Here is a 17099-nt window from a genome sequence, read left to right as displayed (position 1 = left end):
TTGCAGCGACGCATGTTTACGATGGGGCATCCGACGGAGCAGTCGTCGGGCTCGCGAATACCAGCTTCGATATAAAGCCAGTCGTCGGGACGCGGCTGCGGGCCTAATATCGCGTCCGCAAACAACAAAAAAACCGGAGGAAACCGATTTGTCGCCGTACAAGCTATTGCCGATTTCAGCCATCCTCGCCGCCTTCGCCCTTTGTGTTGAGCCGTCCGCGCTCCGCGCCGCTGAGGCCACCATCAAGCTCGGCAATACCGCGCCCTACAGCGGACCTGCGTCGGCCTATGGCACCATCGCCTCGGCGGAAGCTGCCTACTTCCAGATGCTGAACGACCGCGGCGGCATCAATGGCCGCAAGATCGAGTTCATCAGCCTCGACGATGGTTATTCCTCGCCGAAGACCGTCGAGCAGACCCGCCGCCTGGTCGAGCAGGACGAGGTGGCGGCCGTGTTCAGTTCGGTCGGCACTGCGCCAAATATCGCCGTGCAGAAGTATCTCAACCTCAAGAAGGTGCCGCAGCTCTTCGTCTCGACCGGCGCCAGCCGCTGGAACGACAACGCGCGCTTTCCATGGACTGTCGGCATGAATCCGACCTACGAACTCGAGGGACGGGTCTACGCGCAGTACATCCTGAAGACCAAGCCGGACGCCAAAATCGCGATGATCATCCCGAACGAGGATGCCGGCAAAGATTATCTGAAGGGTTTCAAGGATGGCCTCGGCGAACACGGCAATCAGCTGGTGTCGCTGACAACATACCTCAGCACCGATCCCACCATCGATTCCCAGATCGTCACCATGCAGCAGTCCGGTGCCGATGTGTTCTTTGCCGAGGCAACGCCGAAATTCGCGGCCATGGCGCTGAAGAAAGCCGCCAGCATCAGTTGGAAGCCGCTGATCATCCTGCCCGCGGTCTCGAATTCGGTGTCGGCGGTGCTGGAGCCGGCAGGCCTCGAAAACGCGATCGGCGTTGTCTCCGGTCTCTACCTGAAGGATCCCAACGACAAGGCCTGGGCCGACGACCCGGCGCTCAAGGATTTCCTGGTCTGGATGAAAAAGTACCAGCCGAACGCCAATCTAGGCGACCTCCTGAATGTGCAGGGTTACACCGCCGCGCAGCTGATGGCGCACGTGCTCGAGAACTGCAAGGGTGATATCAGCCGCGACAGCATTATCCAGCAGGCGACGCATCTGAACGCCGTGGCATTGCCCATGCTGCTGCCCGGCATCACGGTGAAGACCGATCCCGGCAATGTCACCCCGATCCGGCAACTGAAGATGGCGCGGTTCGACGGCAAGGCCTGGGTGCTGTTCGGCGACGTGCTTGGAGATTGAACGGTCGCTCCCGACCGCCGCGCTAAAAGCTGACGATGGAGCGCATGCCGAACACCGCGGCGTCCTTGATCCGCCGGGTCTGCGTCGGATCGTTGGGATCGACCGCGCCGCCGCCGGGATGCATGATATACTGGAACATCGGCTGCACCGTGAAGTTCGGTCGAAGCTCCGCCTGATAGGTCATCTCCAGAATCGCTTCATAGTCGCGGACAGGTGATGCAATGCCGGTGAACAGCTGGGTGTCACGATCGAATTGACGCGCGCCGCTGGAAATCCGGGCGTAGGTCAAAGCGACGCCGAACTTGTCATTCGGGCAGAGCTCGCTGAAGCCGGACACCTGGACACCGCCATCGAGATAGAAGCCGACAAGATTGCGGTCGGACGGACTGACCGATGCCCGCATGAAGAAGCCAATGCCTTTGTCGGGGCTGATGCTGCTGCGTGCCAACAGTTGTTCGTAAACGCCAAAAATCCCCTGGTTTCGCCGCAACGATGCAGGCTCACCGGAACCAGCCGGATTCGCCAGCGACAGGCCTTCCGCCGTGTACCGCAGGTCGTCGAACGAGCCGAAATGATACCAGCCTCCGGCAGAAACCGTTCCCGGCAGAGCATTGGGTCCGAGATCGAAACCATACTTGATCTGCCCGATCAGCCAGGGCGGATCGTTCACCCGAAACAGCAGCCCGTTGCGGTTTCTCTCCTGCGAATCTCCCGGCCCGGGCGGCGCGGCATCGCCGTCGAAAATCGCGGCATAGATGGTGATGCGGTCAGTCGGCGCAATCTTGAGACGGACACCGGGAACGGCGAGCGGCGGTGACGGACCGCCGCTCGGCAGGATGACGCCGGTGATGCCCGGCCATCCCAGTGCGGAGTTCATGAAGATATCGTCATACTTGCTGTCGATGAACTCGACGTCGGATGGTTGTTGCCCCACCTTCACCAGAAGCTTGCCATCCGCCAGCGACTGCTCGATCCACAACTCGTAGAGCCGGGTCGACGGCAGCGCTTCGACGCCACTGACCAGCATCAGGTTGCCGATATAGTCGCGCGACAGGCCCTGGCCGTGGATCTGGAAGACATTGGCGTGAAACTTTGCGCCGGTCCATCCCACCAGTTTTTCCAGGTCGATGTCGGTGCCGACATCGAGACGGCCGGTGTAGATCGTGCCGCGACGGATGCCACCCGAAACGTTGCCGAGGGTTTCCGCGATATAAGTGGCGGTGAACTGAACACCCCAATCCGCCATGACCTCCCGCGGATCTTTCGGCGGCGTCTCAGCCGCACCTTTTGCTGGTTTCACGTCGGCCGCAAGCGCCGACGACAGCGGTGCCGCAACGAGAAGGACAAGAACACATCGCAACAACGCTGCCGCGACGGAAAATTTGATCGATCGGCCGGTCACGACAACTCACACTATCTGATGACACCGGCACGTTTCATGATGAGAAAGGCCGCGACCGATGACACCACGATCAAGACCGCTGCCCACATGAAACCGCTTTCCACGTCGGTCAGCGGCAGGCCCTTGGTGTTCATGCCAAAGATGCCAGTGATCAGGGTCGGCGGCAGCAGCAGCGCCGTCAGGATCGACAGCACGCGCAGGCTGTCGTTGCCCTGCTCCTCGATCTTGAGATGCAGTTCTTCCTGCAGCAGGCGGCTGCGTTCGCGCATCTCGACCACGCGGTGATCGAGGCTGTCGAGACGCTGGGCAAGTTTGCCGGCGCGCAACTGCAACCCCGGCTTCAACTCCTTGATGTTCTGCTGTTCCAGCCGGTGAAACACCGCGCGCAGGCCTGACAGCTGCCGATGCAAACGCACGCAGGTCCGCCGCAACCGGCCGAGCCCCTGGCGCTGGTCGACCGACTCGTCGGAGAGAATGCTTTCCTCGACGGCGTCCAGCGCCCGCGCGACCCGCTCGGCGACCTGGTCCATCGTGTCGGCGACATTCTCGACAATGGTTTCCAGCAGCGCCGCGGCATTCGCAACGCGATGTCCGCTTTCCAGCGCACGACGCGTGGCATCGCATGCGGAGAGCGCATGATGCCGGCCGCTGATCAGCGCCCGCTCGGTCATGACAAAACGCAGGTACCCCGTATCGTCGGTCGCCGCATCGATGTCCCGCATCAGGTCCGACATCACACCGTAGATGGTATCATCGACTGCATGCAATTGCTGATAGGTGTCTTTCGACAACAGCAGGGCCTGCGCCTGGGGTGGCGCGGCCAGCTTTGCATTGGCCAGCCACTGCACGGCGCGGGCATCGGTCAGGTTGAAGTGCAGCCAGATCAGGCCGTCATGATCGAGTTCGATCGGCTGGTCGATCGCCAACGTCTCCGAGCTGCCGTCTGAATGGACCCGGAAAGCCCAGACCAGCCCGGGGATCACCGCCGCTGAGCCTCCCGACTGAACCGGGTTCTCGACACCGGGCACACGCGCCACCGAGATGTCAGCCTGCATGGAACGCCCCCAATACCCGCAAAAAACTCAAAAATGTCCGTCAGCAATTCCGTCACGACAGCTCGTGCGGCCCGCGGGCAATCCGCGCCCGCCGAGCCGATCAAATGACGAGTTTGTTACAGTGTGATGTCAGGATCGACCAAACAGCCGGTCCTTACTCCGCAGCTTCCGCCAGATCGTCCGCCTGCTTGTTGTAGTCATAGACTACGCGGCCGTAAGGCAAGGTCAGGTCGGCCATGAAATGCCGCGCCCCGATGATCCGCCGCACCGGAAAGTCGGCCACCGGCGCATTGACATGGGGCACGAGATGCAGCCGGCCCGGCCCGCTCCAGGAGCCCTTCACCACGATATTGGTCAGGTTGATCGCCACCAGCTGACACACCTCAGCGCGGCCATCGACCCCCGGGATCAACTTCAGGTTGACCTGGGTCTTCGCCAGCATCGCGCGGGTCTGGTCACCGTTGCCGGTCATGGCTTCGTGCTTGTAGCCCATGGTGCCGACGGCCACCTGGGTCCCGGCGTATTCCAGGGTACCGGTCAGCGTGTCCTTCACCACCTCGAGCTTGGGGTGGGCATATTTTTTTGGAAAGCCCCAGATCTCGCGGCCCGCTGCGATCGGCGGATCATCGTCCAGATACATCTGCGAAACGAAATTCACCTCTTCGCCGTTCAGCCGCGCCGGGATCACCAGGCCGGATTCGGTGTAGCTGCCGAAGCCGGAGCTGTCAGGCATCTTGATCCATTCATAATGGACGATCGGCTGGTCCACCAGCTCCAGCGGCTCGGGCAAACCGGCGCGGATCAGCTCGGGATCGGTCTCATAGGTGATGACCAGAAACTCGCGATTGATGAAACGATAGGGTCCCGCCGGATAACTTGGACCAGCGGCCGGCATGGAGGGAAGCCTGAGAACGTCTTCCTTGCGCATCGGAGCAATCTCCCTGTGGACCGTCCGGCCGCCATCGACAGATGGCACGGTGCTGATTTTCACCTAGCGTCCCCAGTTGACATCAATGTGAGGGTTTTTGCTCAACGCTGTGACAGAGCGATCCGAAACCTGCTCGTCCCGCCCCGACAGCAGTTCGCAAGAAAAGCCAGTGACTGTTAGCCATATGCGGAGTCCACCCCGGATTGTCACGACGGCGTCACGGCTGCCCGGAATGCTAGGAGGAAATTGCAATTCCAGAACACCACCAGAGAGGCTGAGATCATGGACGCGCGAACGCCATTTACAAATACATCGGTGTCCAGCGGCTGGCGGCCCGAGCGCTGCCACCGCGTCGCGCTGGTCCTGCAAGGCGGCGGCGCGCTGGGGGCCTATCAGGCCGGCGTTTACCAGGCGCTGCATGAAAACGGCATGGAGCCGGATTGGGTTTGCGGCGTCTCGATCGGCGCCATCAACTCCGCCATCATCGCAGGAAATCCGCCGGAGAGGCGCCTGGAACGGCTGCAGACCTTTTGGGAGCGCATCACCAGCCGGAAAGTCTGGCATTACACACCGGATGGCGACATCTTTCGAAAGGCACGAAATCTCGCCAGCTCGTATCTGACGACCACACTGGGACAGCCGGGCTTTTTCAAGCCGCACGACGTCAACCCATGGTTCGCCGCAGCCGGCGCGAAAACCGCGACCAGCTACTACGACACCACCCCATTACGAGAGACGCTGCTGGAGTTGGTCGATTTCGACCTGATCAACGCGCGTCCGATCCATTTTGCCGTCGGCGCCGTGAACGTGCTGACCGGCAACTTCCTGTACTTCGACAACAAGAAAGAGGTCATCGAACCCGAGCACGTGATGGCGAGCGGCGCACTGCCGCCGGCGCTGCCGATGGTGGAAATCGGCACCGATCATTTCTGGGATGGCGGCATCGTGTCCAACACGCCGCTGCAGCATCTGCTGGACCAAGACGACAAGAAGAACTCGCTGGTGTTTCAGGTCGACCTGTTCAGTGCGCGAGGCGTGTTGCCGCGCGATATCCAGGAGGTGATGGCGAGACACAAGGATATCGTCTATTCCTCGCGCACCCGCCACAACACCGACATCTACCGCCGCGCCAACAACCTGAAGAGCGATCTCTACAAGGCGCTGCTCAAGATTCCCGCAGACCAGTTGAGCGACCACGAGCGCGCGATGCGCGACAGCCTCGCGGATCTTCCCGAGATCACCATTCTGCAGATGATCTATCAGCAGAAGGCCTATGAAGGTCACGCCAAGGACCACGAGTTCTCCGCGACCTCGATGCGTGAGCACTGGCAAAGCGGCCTCGAGGACACCCGCCGGACCCTGCAGCGCCGCGACTGGTTGGCCATGCCGGAGCAGGGAATGGGCATCGTGGTGCACGACGTGCACCGGGAGAATGGGTATTAAGATCGACCCTCATGGTGAGGAGGCGCACTTTGGGTCGAATAGCGGAAGGCGATTCACCACATTCAGCGTCATCACCGGGCTTGACCCGGTGATCCAGCTTAAGCGCTTAAGTCGCATGGTGGTTTTGTTGAAGAAAAGCTGGATTGCCGGGTCAAGCCCGGCAACGACGGAGTGGGGATGATACGCTTACTTCGCTACCACAGCGTCTGACGTGCCCGCTCCGGCCAGATCCGGTCATACTCGGCGCCGCCGACGGTATTCTCGCTCATCTCCGCGAGAATCTGTCCGGGCGTCGGCAGGGTTGGCGGATCGATCCGCTTGTCTGGATTCCACAGGTCGGAACGGACGATGGCGCGTGCGCACTGGAAATAGATCTCGTCGACCGCCATCACGATGACCGAGCGCGGCGCCTTGCCGTCCATCTTGAACGAAGCCAGCAGCTCCGGATCGACCGAGAGATGCGCCCGGCCGTTGACACGCAACGTTGTGCCGGCACCCGGGATCAGGAACAGCAGCGCCACCCGCGGATCGCGCACGATGTTGCGCAGTGAATCCACCCGGTTGTTGCCGCGGCGATCCGGCATCATCAGCGTCCGCTCGTCATGGATGCGCACGAAGCCGGCGCCATCGCCGCGCGGCGAGCAATCGAGCCCTTCCGGTCCAGAGGTTGCCAGCGCCACAAACGGCGACTTCTCGATCAGCACCCGATACGGCGATGTCACATGATCGGCAACCTTCACGGTCGACGCATCATTGGTTTCGCCGTAGATCGCCTCAAGCTGCTCGATGGTCGCAACGATGGACACTGTCACCTCTCCTGCCTGCCGCTCACGCGCGGTCGATCTGATCACCCCGAATGATTGCCAGCAGGTCGCGCGCATGATCTTCGGCGCCGCCGATATTGCTGATGGTCACGTCGGGCGACGCGCTGGACATATCGACCGTCCGCCCGAGCCTTGCGTCCAGGCGGCCGTCGCTGGCGCGCTGGCGCAGGGCCAGCCGGCTCGCAAGAACGTCCGGCGGCGCCGTGATCAACACGACCGTTACGTTTCCATAGGATTGTCGGGCCGGCGCGATCACCGTGCGGGAGACATTGACCACCACGATGCGCCCGGCCGCCAGATCATCGTCGATCGCCCGCGGGACGCCATAACGCAGGCCATGCGCATCCCAATGCAACGCGAATGCATCCCGTGCCAGCGCCAACTCGAACTGCTCCGGGCTGACCGAATCATTCGCCTCGTGCTCCGAAGCCTGTCGCGTCACCACCCGCCGGGGAAACACGATTCCATTATCATGCGCGCAAGCAGCCTGAGCCAGATTGATCAGCGTATCCTTGCCGGCTCCACTGGGGCCGACGATCAGCACCAGCCGCCCGGCCGTGGCGGGCATCCGCTCGGATATGGTCACAGCGCCGCTCACGCCACCCGCAACCCTTCACGCCAGACGCTGCGCACCACGGAGGCATTGCCGGCCACGTGCACGCGGATCAGGTCGGCGCGCTTGCCGACCGCGATCTCGCCGCGATCGGACAGACCGACCGCATCCGCCGGCCGCTTGGTCACAGTGCGGATCGCTGCCGACAGGTCGATTGCGGGCACGTGCTGCGGCAACTGCAGCGCCGCCATCAGCAGGCTCGAGGGAACGTAGTCCGACGACAGGATATCCAGCAGGCCTTCGCGGGCGAGATCGACCGCGGCAATGTTGCCGGAGTGCGAGCCGCCGCGCACCACATTCGGCGCTCCCATCAGGATGCCGATGCCGACCCGATGCAACCCGCGCGCAGCTTCGATGGTGGTCGGAAATTCCGCAACCGCCACGCGGTCGCGGATGGCCTCGCGCACATTGTCATCCGTGGTGTCGTCATGGCTGGCGAGTGGAATCCCATGCTCGTGAGCGAGTGAGACAATCGCGCGCGTGTTGGTTTCGGCATAGGCCAACTGGCAGGCATGCCGGCGCGCGAACATCTCGTCGAGCTGAGCGTCGGTAAAGCCTCCGGTCTTGCCACGATAATAATCCCGCAGCTTGCCCTCATCTCGAAACTGGCGCTGGCCCGGGGTATGGTCCATCAATGACATCAGCCGGATGTCCGGCCGGTCGATCAGCCGCTTTGCCTCTTCGACCGTGCTGGGCATCGGGGTTTCGCAGCGCAGATGCAGGAAATGATCCGCGCGCAGCAGATTAGCCTCGCGGGCGGAAGAGATTGCGGTTGCGAGGATCTCGGCCTGTCCCGAGGCATCAGCAACATCCGCCTCGTTCCCGATCCGCAGCGAATCCAGCACCGTGGTGATGCCGCAGGTCGCCAGCTGCCCGTCGTACGAAACAACCGCGGCGACCGGGTCCCAGTGAACTTTCGGCCGCGGCACATAGTGGGCTTCGAGATGATCGGTATGCAGCTCGATCAGGCCCGGCATGATCAGGTCACCCGCGGCATCGTCGCTGCCGGCCGGGGCCTGCCCCTCGCCGAACTCGGCAATGTGGCCGCCGTCCATGGCAACCCAACCGCGTTCGATCACCCGGTCGGCCAGCACGATCCTGGCGTTTCCAAGAACCGTCGCGGACTTTGCTCCGGCTCCGCTATCGTACGGATTCGATTTCATCTCGCTTCATCTTTCTTCAAGCCGCGGCGGCGAATGACGTCACGTCGACAATCCGGTCAGCAATCAACTGGCGCATCTCGTCGTCGTGGACAATGGCGACCATGGCAACCCCGTCGCGCTTCTTGGCAGCGATCAGCTCAACGACCACAGCACGATTCGCGGCATCGAGCGAGGCGGTCGGCTCGTCGAGCAGCAGAATCGGCAGATCGGAGATGAAGCCGCGCGCGATGTTGACGCGCTGTTGTTCGCCACCGGAAAATGTCGACGGCGGCAGCTGCCAGAGACGCTCGGGGATGTTGAGCCGGCGCAGCAGCAATCCGGCACGCTGGCGCGCCTCGGCGCGGTCCATGCCATTCACCAATAGCGGTTCGGCCACCACATCAAGGGTCGGAACGCGGGGCACCGCGCGCAGGAACTGGCTGACATAACCGATGGTCTTGCGGCGGACATCAAGTACCTGCCGCGGCTCGGACCGCGCCAGGTCGATCCGCGCGCCGGCATGGCGGATACCGATCACGCCTTCATCGCAGCGGTAGTTGCCGAAGATCATCTTCAGGATCGACGATTTGCCGGCACCTGACGGGCCGGACAGCACGACACATTCACCCGCGTCGACGTGGAACGACACGTTGCGGACCACGGGCAGCGTGATGCCACCCTGCAGGTGCATGACGAAGCTTTTGCCCGCGCTCTTGATGTCGATCATCGCGCGGGTCTCAATCGAAGTGATATCAATCGGGGTCATGTCTGATCTCATCTCGGGACTATGGCGGCAGGATCGAGGACACCAGAAGCTGGGTGTAGGGCTCGCGCGGATCGTCCAGCACCTGGTCGGTCAGGCCGGTTTCGATCACCCGCCCCTCCTTCATCACCATCACCCGGTGCGAGAGCAGCCGGGCCACGGCCAAATCGTGGGTCACGACGATGGCCGCAAGCCCCAGATCCGTGACCAGGCCGCGCATCAGATCGAGCAGCCGCGCCTGCACCGAAACGTCGAGGCCACCGGTCGGCTCGTCCATGAACACCAGCCGCGGCTCGGTGACCAGGTTACGCGCGATCTGCAAACGCTGGCGCATGCCGCCCGAATAGGTACGCGGCGCGTCGTCAATGCGATCGACACCGATCTCGACCCGCTCCAGCCAGGACGACGCGGTGTCGCGAATACGGCCATAATGATTCCAGCCGACCGCCATCAGCCGTTCGCCGACATTGGCGCCGGCCGAGACGCCCATGCGCAGCCCCTGCGCCGGATCCTGGTGCACAAAACCCCAGTCGGTGCGGAACAGGAAGCGGCGCTCGGCTTCGCCGAGACTGGCGAGGTCGCGGGTCACCCCGTCGCGCATGCGATAGGCGACATGGCCTTCGGTCGGCGCCAGTTGCGCCGACAGCAGTTGCAGCAGGGTCGATTTGCCGGAGCCGGATTCACCGACAATGGCAAGCACTTCGCCAGCGTACAGTGAGAAGGAAATATCGCGGCAAGCCTGCAGCCGTCCATACGACTTGCTGAGCCCTTCGGCCACCAGCAGCGGCCGCTCATTATCCTGCATGATCTGTGTCTCAGTCATGGCGATGCTCCGCATGCGGCGGAGCGCTTTCAGTGCCGCGATGGCCGGCGGCCTGGCGGGTTTCGCAATAATCAGTGTCGGAGCAGACGAACATTCGGCCGCCCTTGTCGTCCGTGACGATCTCGTCGAGGTAGGAATCGGCTGCGCCGCACAGCGCACAGGGCGCGTCGAACCGATACCGCGTGAACGGATGATCCTCAAAATCCAGCGAGACCACCGAAGTATAAGGCGGGATCGCATAGATGCGTTTTTCGCGGCCGGCGCCGAACAGCTGCAGCGCGGGACTGTTGTCCATTTTCGGATTGTCGAACTTCGGCGTCGGTGACGGATCCATCACATAACGCGCGTTGACCTTGACCGGATAAGCATAGGACGTCGCGATATGGCCGTGGCGGGCGATATCCTCGTACAGCTTGACGTGCATCAGGCCATATTCGGCCAGCGCATGCATCCTGCGGGTCTCCGTCTCGCGCGGCTCCAGGAAACGCAGCGGCTCGGGAATCGGAACCTGATAGACCAGCACCTGCCCCTCGTGCAGCTGGGCTTCGGGGATGCGGTGCCGGGTCTGGATCACGGTCGCGTCTTCCGTGCTGGTCGTGGTCTCGACGCCGGCGGTCTTGGCAAAGAATTTCCGGATCGAAATCGCATTGGTGGTGTCGTCGGACCCCTGATCGATCACCTTCAGCCGGTCGTCGGGACCAAGGATCGCCGCGGTCACCTGCACGCCGCCGGTGCCCCAGCCGTAGGGCATCGGCATTTCGCGGCTGGCGAACGGCACCTGATAGCCCGGGATCGCGATCGCCTTCAGGATCGCGCGGCGGATCATGCGCTTGGTCTGCTCGTCGAGATAAGCGAAATTATAGGCTGGCGCGTTCATTCCGCGGCCTCCTTCACCGGCTGTGCCGGCGCATTGGCATCCGCGAACTCCCGGCGCAGCTTGCGCAGCAAGCCGAGTTCTGACTGGAAGTCCACATAGTGCGGCAGCTTGAGATGTTCGACAAAGCCGGTCGACTGCACATTGTCGGAGTGCGACATCACGAATTCCTCGTCCTGCGCCGCGGCGATCACATCTTCGCCGAGTTCGCGGGCGCGCAGCGCGCGATCCACCAGCGCCATCGACATGGTCTTGCGTTCGGACTGACCGAATGCGAGGCCATAGCCGCGGGTGAAGCACGGCGCCTCGGTGGCCGATCCCTTGAACTGGTTGACCATCTGGCATTCGGTCAATGCGATCGAACCAAGCGGCACGGCAAAGCCAACGTCTTCGGCAAAAAACTCCACCTCAACCTCACCGAAACGAATCTCGCCGGCAAAGGGATGGTTGCGGCCATAGCCGCGCTGCGTCGAGTAGCCCAACGCCAGCAGGAAGCCCTCGTCGCCGCGTGCGAGATTCTGCAAGCGCAGGTCGCGATCGGCCGGAAAATTCAGAGGCTCGCGGGTGAGATCACCCACCGGAACATCCGGATCGCCCTCGGGTGACGGCTCGATCAGGCCGTCGCGTCCCAGAATGTCAGTCACCCGCGGCATCGCCACAGCCAACACCTCGGCGGTTTCCGGCTGGTCCGGGGACGACGTCCCGACCAGCTCCGGATCCAGCAGACGATGGGTGTAATCGAAGGTCGGTCCCAGCACCTGACCGCCCGGGATATCCTTGAAGGTCGAGGAAATCCGGCGGCGCACCTGCATCTTGCCGGTCTCGACCGGCTCCGTCGCGCCAAAGCGCGGCAGGGTCGCGCGAAACGCACGCAGCAGGAAAATCGCCTCGATCATGTCGCCGCGCGCCTGCTTGATGGCCAGCGCCGCAAGTTCGCGATCGTACAGCGACCCTTCGGTCATCACCCGGTCGACGCCGAGGCTGAGCTGTTCGGAAATCTGCGACAGCGCAATTTCAGGCACATCGCGATCGCCGCGGCGCTCATGCGCCAGCAGCCGATGAGCGTTCTCGATGGCGCGCTCGCCTCCCTTGACGGCGACATACATCTTCAACCCTCCTTTACGACCAGGCGCGTGGTGCGCGGCAGAGCGACCACGGCATCATCAGCCACCAGGACGACATCGATGCCACGCGGGAACAGGTCCGCATTGATGGCCAGCCGCTCGACCAGATCCGACGGCTGCAATGCAGCCCGCAGCATGGTCACCCCGTCGATGCCGGGACCGCGCAACTCGACGGCCAGCCCCTGTGTGAGGCTCGCCACCTGCAGGATCAGGGTGGTCGAACGGTCCGGATATTCACCGCTGCCCAGCGCGAACCGATCCAGCGCGGGAAGCGCCGCGGCATCGCCGATCAGGGCGAAACTGCTGATGCCAGCGTCCTCGACCACCGGCGCGCTGGTGTGAAACTTGAGCCATTTTCCCACGTCAGGGGTAGCCGCCATCGCCGGATCGAGCCAGATCGGCGTATCGTGATCGAACAGCGTCATTGCGATCGCAGCCGTGCCGCGCATCATCGGCGCCGGAGCGCCGGTCACAGGCTCGATGTGCTGGACGCTGCCCGGGCGCGCCATGGCGTCCATCACCGAGCGGAATATGGCCTGCGCCGACAGCACTTTCTCGGCGTATTTCGTCGGCAGCTCTGCAACCGTCGTCATCGGTCAACCCTCACCACGCACGAGTGTGTAGAAATCGACCCGCGTTGCCGCGGTTTCCGCTGCCCTGCGCTGGCGATCGGCGATCATCTGCGCCTGTAACGGCGCGATCACCTCTGCCTCGATCGTCTCGGCGTGCGCGCTGGTCTGGATCAGCGCATCACACAGCGCGATCAGCTCAGCCTTCCCCCGGTCGCGGCCGAGCGTATAGCCGAACCCGACCTCTCCGCTCGCCAGCCGCACCGCCGCGCGCGACACCGTGGCTTCGCCGAGATTGAACGGCGCACCGTCGCCGCCGATGCGGCCGCGCACCATGACGAGACCGTTCTCGGGCTCGCGCAGATTGTCGTGGGATGGTAGCGGCAGCGGGGCCAGACGCTGCGCGATCTCCGCCGTCTGCGCATGCGCCAGCACCGCCATAGCGGCTTGCCGGCGCTTCTCGGCGCGGCCGTCGGATCCGGGCTGATTGATTGACATGAGCGACTCCAAGTTGTCTACTCTAATAGACAACTTGATAGGCCCCGTCCATGACCGTTTCGTGACGCGGCGATGATTTCTCGGAGATGTTTTCCTGCGACCGACTTCTCGGGTATGCTCCGCCTGATATGAACGCTTACACATTCCAGAGTTTCCATCCGACCTCCGGCATCAACTCATGAGCATGCAGGACACCGACTCCGGCGTGACCTTGTGGCGACGGGTGGCCGACGCCATTGAGCGCGGCATTGCCGACGGCACCTATGCCGCGGGCGAGCGGCTGCCCGGCGAAGTCGAGATTGCCGAGACCTACCGGGTCAATCGCCACACCGTGCGCCGGGCGCTGGCGACGCTGGCGGAACGCGGTTTTGTGCGGGCGGAGCGTGGCAGCGGTACCTATGTCGAGGCACCGCGTCTCGCCTACCCGCTGCGGTCGCGCACACGCTTCTCGGAAATCGTCGGAGCCGGCGGTCGCGAACCGCGCGGACAGCTGATCGGCGCGTTCACGGAAGCCGCAACGCGCGATCTGGCAAAGCAGCTCGGTCTGAAAGCCGGAGCGCCATTGACGCGGATCGAAGCGCTGAGGTTCGCCGATCGTACGCCGATCTGTGTCGGCAGCACCTGGCTATCGGCTGAGCGCTTTCCAGAAGCGGGCGCCATCTATGAACGTACGAGCTCGCTGACTAAGGTGCTGGCGCATTTCGGCATCAACGATTACCGGCGGGCAACGACTCGCGTCACCGCGGCGATCGTCGATGCCGCCGACGCGGCCCGGCTCGACCTGGCGCTGGGCCGGCCCGTCCTGGTGGTCGACAAGACTGACGTCGACGCCAGCGGCCAGCCGGTGATGGTCAGCCATTCCCGCTTCGCGGCGGAGCGCGTCGAATTCCTGGTCGAGAACTTTTAGGCGCCCGGCGTCAGGCGATCGCGCGCTTTCCTATAATGGCGAATCGGAGCCGGCTGGAAATCCAGTCGATCAGGGCCACCGTGACCAGGATCATCAGGATCAGGAACGACACCTTCTGCCATTCCAGCACACGGATCTGCTCCGCCAGTTGCAGGCCGATGCCACCCGCGCCGACAATGCCGATAATGGTCGCCGAGCGCACGTTGGACTCGATGAAATAGAGCACCTGTCCCGCGATCACCGGCAGCACCTGCGGCATCAGTCCAAAGCGGATTTCATGCAGCGCCGAGCCGCCGGAGGCGCGAATGCCCTCAACCGGCTTCTTGTCGGCCCCCTCGATCGCCTCCGAGAACAGCTTGCCGAAGGCGCCGAAATCGGAAACCGCGATCGCCAGCACGCCGGCGAACGGGCCGAGCCCGACCACGTTGATCCAGACCAGCGCCCAGATCAGTTGATCGACGCCGCGAATGGAGTCCAGGAACCGGCGGACGGGAAACCGGAAGATATTGGACGGCACGATATTGCGGGCTGCCAGCAAACTCACCGGCAGCGCAACCACGGCAGCGATAGTCGTCCCCAGCACGGCGATCGAAAGCGTTTCGCCCATCGCCGTCAGATAGGCCGGCAACGAGCTGCCCGGGTTCGGCGGGATCATCAGTGTGACGAACCAACCGAGCTGATGCAGGCCCGCCATCATCCGTGCGGGTGAGAAATCGAGATCGACCAGGCCGAAAATGAACAACCCGATGGCGGCAACGAGGATCGCCGGCGCGATCAGGCGCGACTTCAGCGATGGGTTGAAGACGGTCGCGTAACGTGCCCGAAGCTCGTCATGCGAATGCGAGGGATCGAGCAGCTGCTTCCGTGTCATGCGCGGCGCTCCCGGCCAAGGAAATGCCCGCGAACCCAGCCTGTCGTGATATCGATGACAAAGACCGTGACGATGATCAACGCGAGGATGGCGCTGACGTCGGAATAATAGAACTTGCGCACCGCGACCACGAGTTCCTGGCCGATGCCGCCGGCACCGACAAACCCCATCACGGACGCTTCGCGGACGTTGATTTCAAAGCGCAGCAGCGTGTAGCTGGCGAAACCGGCCATGGTCTGCGGCAGCACCGCAAAACGCATGCAGGCGATCCAGCTCGCGCCGGTGGCGCGAACGCCCTCGACCGGCTTCATATCGACATTCTCGACAATCTCGGAAAACAGCTTGCCGAGCGCACCGGCGGAATGGATGGCGATAGCCAGCACCCCGGCCATGGGCCCGAGACCGAAGGCGATAACAAAAATCAGCGCGAACACGATGCTCGGAACGGTGCGGCAGAATTCCAGAAGGCGGCGCACTGCAAAGCGCAGCCAAGGCGTCGGCGCGGTGTTCGCCGCGGCCAGGAAATTGAGCGAGAAAGCGACGACCGCGCCGGCCAGCGTCCCGACATAGCTGATCAGAACGGTTTCGCCCAGCAGCGACAGCCACTTCTTCCAGCCCCAGAACCACTCGCCAATGTCGGTCCAGACCCGCGCGCCACCATCGAGGGTCAGAATGCGATCGAAATAACTGGTGAAGTTCGCAATCTTCGCCGTCAGCGTTCGGAGATCGACGTCGGCACCGATCGCCGCCACAAAAAGCACAACGACAATGACGACCGTGGTCACAGCGGATTGTCGGCGCTTGCGCGCAACCATCTTGCGATAGGCGTGCTTCAGCGCATTGAGCTGCTGATCCGGAAGAGTGGAAATCGCCAGGGGCATATCAAGGGTCCGGCAGCAAAAGGAGCCGGGTCATGACGACCCGGCTCCCCTGCCTGATTGGAGATCAGGACGCCTTCTTCTTGCGCAGGCTGTCGACGAACTTGATCAGTTCGACCGTGCCATCCCAATCCTTGGTGGTGGCGGGATGGAAGCCCTTCTTCTGGCCGTCGGACAGCCGGTCAAACGCCGCCTTGTTCTTGGTCGGCGCATCCTGGAACGCCTTGGCGATCGCGGCCTTCAGGTCTTCCGGGAGGTCCGAATTGTAGGCGTAGGGTCCGTTGATGATCGGCGCCGACTTGTGGATGATGCGGAAGTCGGTCTTTTTCATCGGGGTGCCGTCGGCATTCTTCAGCATGCCCTTGGTCAGCATCTGCTGCAGCGTCGAATCGTCATCGTTGGTCCACTGGTTGGCCGCGACATCGACGGTGCCCTGGGACAGCGCCAGCAACGCGTTCTCATGGCTGCCGGTGAAGACCACCTTGCCGAAATAGGTGTCGGCATCGGCAATGCCCATCTTGTCGAGCTCGAAGCGCGGCACGTTGTTGCCGGAGGTCGAGTTCGGATCGACCAGACCGAGGTTCTTGCCCTTCAGATCGTCGATTTTCTGATAGGAGCTCGTCGCCTTGACGAAGAACATCGAATAGTAGCCGGTGCTGCCATCAGCGTTGATGTCGTTGGCGAACGCATCGGTCTTGACGCCGGTCAGGCGGGCGCGGGCGAACGAGGCGGAGCCATAGCTCGCGATCTGGATGTTGCCGGAGCGCTGCCCTTCGATCACGGCGGCGTAGTCGTTGGCGATGCGCAGCGTGACCTTCACGCCCAGCTCTTTCGCCAGATAGCTAACGAACGGGGTCCAGCGCTCGGTCACGCCGGAGGCATTCTCCGCCGGCACCACGGCAAAGGTCAGTTCGGGATATTTTGCCTTCCAGTCCTGCGCCAGCGCGGGGGAAGCGACAAAAGCCAGCGCAGCAGCGCCGGCCAGAACGATACGACGGGTGATCATGGTGTCTCCTGATTTTTTGGTGGTCAACAGTTCAGTGCCG

The 17099-nt window shown here is 62.9% G+C and carries 18 protein-coding genes; 3 read left to right on the top strand and 15 right to left on the bottom strand.

Annotated elements, in window-relative coordinates:
* Positions 1 to 148 precede the first annotated feature (148 nt).
* Positions 149 to 1339, top strand: a complete 1191-nt coding sequence (locus RS897_RS14300) for an ABC transporter substrate-binding protein (protein ID WP_315837181.1) — start codon at positions 149 to 151, stop codon at positions 1337 to 1339.
* Positions 1340 to 1361: 22 nt separating this feature from the next.
* On the opposite strand, the gene RS897_RS14295 is transcribed toward RS897_RS14300, so the two are convergent.
* The 3 genes from RS897_RS14295 to RS897_RS14285 all read right to left on the bottom strand — a co-directional run bounded on the left by RS897_RS14295 (position 1362) and on the right by RS897_RS14285 (position 4724).
* The gene (locus RS897_RS14295; protein ID WP_315837180.1) at positions 1362 to 2741 is read right to left on the bottom strand and encodes a carbohydrate porin; all 1380 of its coding nucleotides are present in this window, start codon (positions 2739 to 2741) and stop codon (positions 1362 to 1364) included.
* An 11-nt stretch (positions 2742 to 2752) separates the two neighbouring features.
* Positions 2753 to 3796: a transporter gene (locus RS897_RS14290; protein ID WP_315837179.1), complete on the bottom strand. Its 1044-nt coding sequence runs from the start codon at positions 3794 to 3796 to the stop codon at positions 2753 to 2755.
* Positions 3797 to 3950: 154 nt separating this feature from the next.
* Entirely contained in the window at positions 3951 to 4724 is a 774-nt protein-coding gene (locus RS897_RS14285; RefSeq protein WP_315837178.1) for an acetoacetate decarboxylase, read from the bottom strand.
* Positions 4725 to 5006: 282 nt separating this feature from the next.
* Here RS897_RS14285 and RS897_RS14280 point away from each other — a divergent pair, with 282 nt between their 5' ends.
* Complete coding sequence (locus tag RS897_RS14280; protein ID WP_315837177.1) at positions 5007 to 6167, top strand: patatin-like phospholipase family protein; 1161 nt, start codon at positions 5007 to 5009, stop codon at positions 6165 to 6167.
* A 194-nt stretch (positions 6168 to 6361) separates the two neighbouring features.
* Here the strand turns inward: RS897_RS14280 and RS897_RS14275 are convergent, their stop codons facing one another.
* Genes RS897_RS14275 through phnG form a run of 9 tightly spaced genes read right to left on the bottom strand, consistent with a single transcriptional unit; the run spans position 6362 to position 13397 of the window.
* On the bottom strand, positions 6362 to 6973 hold the full coding sequence (locus RS897_RS14275; RefSeq protein ID WP_315837176.1) for a pyridoxamine 5'-phosphate oxidase family protein: 612 nt from the start codon (positions 6971 to 6973) through the stop codon (positions 6362 to 6364).
* 22 nt (positions 6974 to 6995) lie between these two features.
* Positions 6996 to 7559, bottom strand: coding sequence for a phosphonate metabolism protein/1,5-bisphosphokinase (PRPP-forming) PhnN (gene phnN, locus RS897_RS14270; RefSeq protein ID WP_315838639.1), 564 nt, complete (start codon positions 7557 to 7559; stop codon positions 6996 to 6998).
* A 26-nt stretch (positions 7560 to 7585) separates the two neighbouring features.
* Positions 7586 to 8767: an alpha-D-ribose 1-methylphosphonate 5-triphosphate diphosphatase gene (locus tag RS897_RS14265; protein ID WP_315837175.1), complete on the bottom strand. Its 1182-nt coding sequence runs from the start codon at positions 8765 to 8767 to the stop codon at positions 7586 to 7588.
* A gap of 16 nt (positions 8768 to 8783) precedes the next feature.
* Entirely contained in the window at positions 8784 to 9512 is a 729-nt protein-coding gene (gene phnL, locus RS897_RS14260) for a phosphonate C-P lyase system protein PhnL (RefSeq protein WP_315837174.1), read from the bottom strand.
* A gap of 19 nt (positions 9513 to 9531) precedes the next feature.
* Complete coding sequence (gene phnK / locus RS897_RS14255; protein ID WP_315837173.1) at positions 9532 to 10332, bottom strand: phosphonate C-P lyase system protein PhnK; 801 nt, start codon at positions 10330 to 10332, stop codon at positions 9532 to 9534.
* On the bottom strand, positions 10325 to 11209 hold the full coding sequence (locus RS897_RS14250; RefSeq protein ID WP_315837172.1) for an alpha-D-ribose 1-methylphosphonate 5-phosphate C-P-lyase PhnJ: 885 nt from the start codon (positions 11207 to 11209) through the stop codon (positions 10325 to 10327). The genes phnK and RS897_RS14250 overlap by 8 nt, the downstream gene beginning before the upstream one ends.
* Positions 11206 to 12312, bottom strand: coding sequence for a carbon-phosphorus lyase complex subunit (locus tag RS897_RS14245; protein ID WP_315837171.1), 1107 nt, complete (start codon positions 12310 to 12312; stop codon positions 11206 to 11208). The genes RS897_RS14250 and RS897_RS14245 overlap by 4 nt, the downstream gene beginning before the upstream one ends.
* A gap of 2 nt (positions 12313 to 12314) precedes the next feature.
* A complete protein-coding gene (gene phnH / locus RS897_RS14240) occupies positions 12315 to 12923 on the bottom strand; it encodes a phosphonate C-P lyase system protein PhnH (RefSeq protein WP_315837170.1) in 609 nt (202 codons plus the stop codon).
* A gap of 3 nt (positions 12924 to 12926) precedes the next feature.
* Positions 12927 to 13397 (bottom strand): phosphonate C-P lyase system protein PhnG, encoded by a 471-nt coding sequence (phnG, locus tag RS897_RS14235; protein WP_315837169.1) that lies wholly within the window; start codon positions 13395 to 13397, stop codon positions 12927 to 12929.
* Between the two features lie 178 nt (positions 13398 to 13575).
* On the opposite strand from phnG, the gene phnF reads away from it, so the two are divergent.
* The gene (gene phnF / locus RS897_RS14230) at positions 13576 to 14304 is read left to right on the top strand and encodes a phosphonate metabolism transcriptional regulator PhnF (protein WP_315837168.1); all 729 of its coding nucleotides are present in this window, start codon (positions 13576 to 13578) and stop codon (positions 14302 to 14304) included.
* A 10-nt stretch (positions 14305 to 14314) separates the two neighbouring features.
* Here the strand turns inward: phnF and phnE (RS897_RS14225) are convergent, their stop codons facing one another.
* The 3 genes from phnE (RS897_RS14225) to phnD form a co-directional block, all read right to left on the bottom strand.
* Entirely contained in the window at positions 14315 to 15175 is an 861-nt protein-coding gene (phnE, locus tag RS897_RS14225) for a phosphonate ABC transporter, permease protein PhnE (protein WP_315837167.1), read from the bottom strand.
* On the bottom strand, positions 15172 to 16056 hold the full coding sequence (phnE, locus tag RS897_RS14220; protein WP_315837166.1) for a phosphonate ABC transporter, permease protein PhnE: 885 nt from the start codon (positions 16054 to 16056) through the stop codon (positions 15172 to 15174). The genes phnE (RS897_RS14225) and phnE (RS897_RS14220) overlap by 4 nt, the downstream gene beginning before the upstream one ends.
* Before the next feature lie 64 nt (positions 16057 to 16120).
* A complete protein-coding gene (gene phnD / locus RS897_RS14215) occupies positions 16121 to 17059 on the bottom strand; it encodes a phosphonate ABC transporter substrate-binding protein (RefSeq protein ID WP_315837165.1) in 939 nt (312 codons plus the stop codon).
* Positions 17060 to 17099 lie beyond the last annotated feature (40 nt).

The sequence above is a fragment of the Bradyrhizobium prioriisuperbiae genome (assembly GCF_032397745.1).
Taxonomy (GTDB): domain Bacteria; phylum Pseudomonadota; class Alphaproteobacteria; order Rhizobiales; family Xanthobacteraceae; genus Bradyrhizobium_A; species Bradyrhizobium_A prioriisuperbiae.
The sequence above is the reverse complement of the archived record's forward strand: the minus strand, read 5'-3'. Positions and strand labels throughout refer to the sequence as shown.